This window comes from Intestinibacter sp., from assembly GCF_022780145.1.
GTDB lineage: Bacteria > Bacillota > Clostridia > Peptostreptococcales > Peptostreptococcaceae > Intestinibacter.
Genome location: NZ_JALEXO010000151.1, coordinates 1 through 2190 on the forward strand (window position 1 = coordinate 1; position 2190 = coordinate 2190).

Annotated in this window: 4 protein-coding genes; 2 read left to right on the forward strand and 2 right to left on the reverse strand. The window is 33.2% G+C overall.

Annotation, left to right across the window (positions count from 1 at the left end):
• Positions 1-174 precede the first annotated feature (174 nt).
• Positions 175-588, forward strand: coding sequence for a DUF3785 domain-containing protein (locus tag MR593_RS05970; protein WP_290690825.1), 414 nt, complete (start codon positions 175-177; stop codon positions 586-588).
• A gap of 87 nt (positions 589-675) precedes the next feature.
• Positions 676-1347, forward strand: a complete 672-nt coding sequence (locus MR593_RS05975) for a YczE/YyaS/YitT family protein (protein WP_290690827.1) — start codon at positions 676-678, stop codon at positions 1345-1347.
• A gap of 108 nt (positions 1348-1455) precedes the next feature.
• On the opposite strand, the gene MR593_RS05980 is transcribed toward MR593_RS05975, so the two are convergent.
• Both MR593_RS05980 and MR593_RS05985 read right to left on the reverse strand, forming a co-directional pair.
• The gene (locus tag MR593_RS05980) at positions 1456-1770 is read right to left on the reverse strand and encodes a DUF1540 domain-containing protein (RefSeq protein WP_290690830.1); all 315 of its coding nucleotides are present in this window, start codon (positions 1768-1770) and stop codon (positions 1456-1458) included.
• Positions 1771-1819: 49 nt separating this feature from the next.
• Positions 1820-2190, reverse strand: a 371-nt coding sequence (locus MR593_RS05985) for a hypothetical protein (protein WP_290690833.1), incomplete at its 5' end; no start/stop codon positions are given.

A 2190-nucleotide genomic window follows, 5' to 3' on the forward strand; every position in this document is an offset into this window, starting at 1 on the left:
ATCACGAATAACCCTTATAGATTTAATCAACACGATCAAGCTAAGGCTAGACAAATACAGGTACTTAATGATATGCTAGAACAAGGATATATATCAAAGGATGAGTATCAAGAGGCAGTAGATGATCCGACTTTGTTTGCATCAGAAATAGATTAATTGAGTAGGGAGTTAAATATGTTAAAATTTGTTTATGACGAAAAAGAATATATAATAGAAAAAGATAAAAATGTATGTTTGTTAAACGACGAAGAGAAGCCAGTGAAGGGCTTGAGCTTAGATGATATACTCGATATGCTTGCTGATTTGGATGAGATAGATTTCGATATACAATATTACAAGGAAGCGTGTGTTGAGTGTCTTGCTGGAGTTAAGGAAAAGCAAAAATTCTTTCCTTTTTTAGAATATCACTTCTATATATACACTAAAAATCAAAATTTTGTTATAAGTGATATCCAAAATGAATATGAAGGTCAGTCTTTTAATAAGCTTTTGAAGGCTAAAAAAGTAGACGACAGCTATATAGTTAGTCTTATAATTTGTAAAAATTGTCAAGATACATTGATTCAAATAGAAAACTGTGTAGTTTAAATATAAATAGAGATATATATGGAGAATTATAATGTGTTATTTATAATTCTCTTTTAATGTATAATTTTGTATTATGGGGAGGCATGTATGAATATAAAAAGAATATTGTACTTATTAGTTAGACTGTTTATAGGCTTTTTCTTGTACGGCCTTGGAATAGTCGTTATGGTAAATGCTCAAATCGGGCTATCTCCTTGGGATGCGTTTCACCAAGGAATATCACTGAAGACTGGAATCACTATGGGGCAGGCTTCTATAACAGTAGGCCTTGTGATAGTTATATTAGATGCAGTTCTAGGAGAAGGTGTAGGCTGGGGAACTGTGCTTAATATGATTTTTATAGGTGTATTTCTAGATATGATAAAGGCTGCGAATATAATTCCTGTTGCAGATAATTTATTTATGGGAATTATTATGATGATAATAGGGATAATTATTTCTGCGGTTGCGACAGTGGTGTATCTAGGCGCAGGGCTTGGAAGTGGTCCGAGGGATGGACTTATGCTTGCACTTAATAAAAAGACGTCTAAGCCAGTCGGAGCTCTTAGAACTGGTATAGAGCTTACAGCATTGGTAAGTGGATGGCTTTTAGGAGGTCAAGTTGGTCTTGGTACTGTTATGAGTGCGTTTGGTCTTGGTTATGCTATTCAGATAGGATTTAAAATTTGCAATATAGATTCTAAGAAAATTAAGCATAGAATAATAACAGATGATATTAGATATGTAAAGGAATTATTGGAAAATAGAAAAAGTGCGTAAGTTCAAGATAAATGTGTAAATGAAAATTGCCAAATTATCGATGAAGATAAAATTAAAAGGGATAGATCATAGATTATGATGATATCCCTTTTTAAGTACATAAATTAATTATCTAGCTTTAAAAGTGTTGCAGCTAGCATCCATATCGTTGATTTGTACCGCTGGAGCGTGGCAAAGCTTTTGTTCGTTATATACGCAGTTTACGGCTTCACATTTGATTTCAGCAGTGCCTACTGCGTGCTCTTCGTGACAGCAATGTCCTGCATTACTAGAAAAAGAAGGAACTTCGTTTTCTCTGAAAGTAGCACAGTAAGTATCGGCAACAGTTGTAGCTGTATCACCGTCTACGTTGATTTTACCAGCGTAACATTCGCGATGTTTGTTATATACACATTTTTCAGCATTACATTTTAAATTTTTCATAATTCATTACCTCCACAATTTTTATTTAGTATGTGCAGGATTGAAAAAATTATTCATCTTTTTTTAGACATTTAGAACATAGTAATATAACATCGTCCTCTGTTTCTCGTCCAAATTTTTTATTTAGGTGGTAGACTTCAACGTTTTCGTTGGAGTGGCATATAGAGCATCTGTAGTGATTTTTGTATAGAATTTGTTCTCTAAATAATTTCCAGTAAATGCTGTTTAAATAATCTTCGTATTTGACCTTTATACACGCTTCTAAAAAATTTAAATATAAATTGTCCAAGTCAGAGGTAGTTAAATCTGTATGTTCTATCTCAAAGTGCTCGCAGCAGTCCTTAGGATCGGGAGTTGAGTCGTTGATTACGCACTTGATTTCGTATTTAAAAAATTCATCTGGACCCTCTAATGTTAGAT

What these genes read in the sequence shown, in the direction of transcription:
- MR593_RS05975 (WP_290690827.1), top strand. Translation starts at nt 676, where the DNA reads ATGAATATAAAAAGAATATTGTACTTATTAGTTAGACTGTTTATAGGC.
- MR593_RS05980 (WP_290690830.1), bottom strand. Translation starts at nt 1,770, where the DNA reads ATGAAAAATTTAAAATGTAATGCTGAAAAATGTGTATATAACAAACAT.
- MR593_RS05970 (WP_290690825.1), top strand. Translation starts at nt 175, where the DNA reads ATGTTAAAATTTGTTTATGACGAAAAAGAATATATAATAGAAAAAGAT.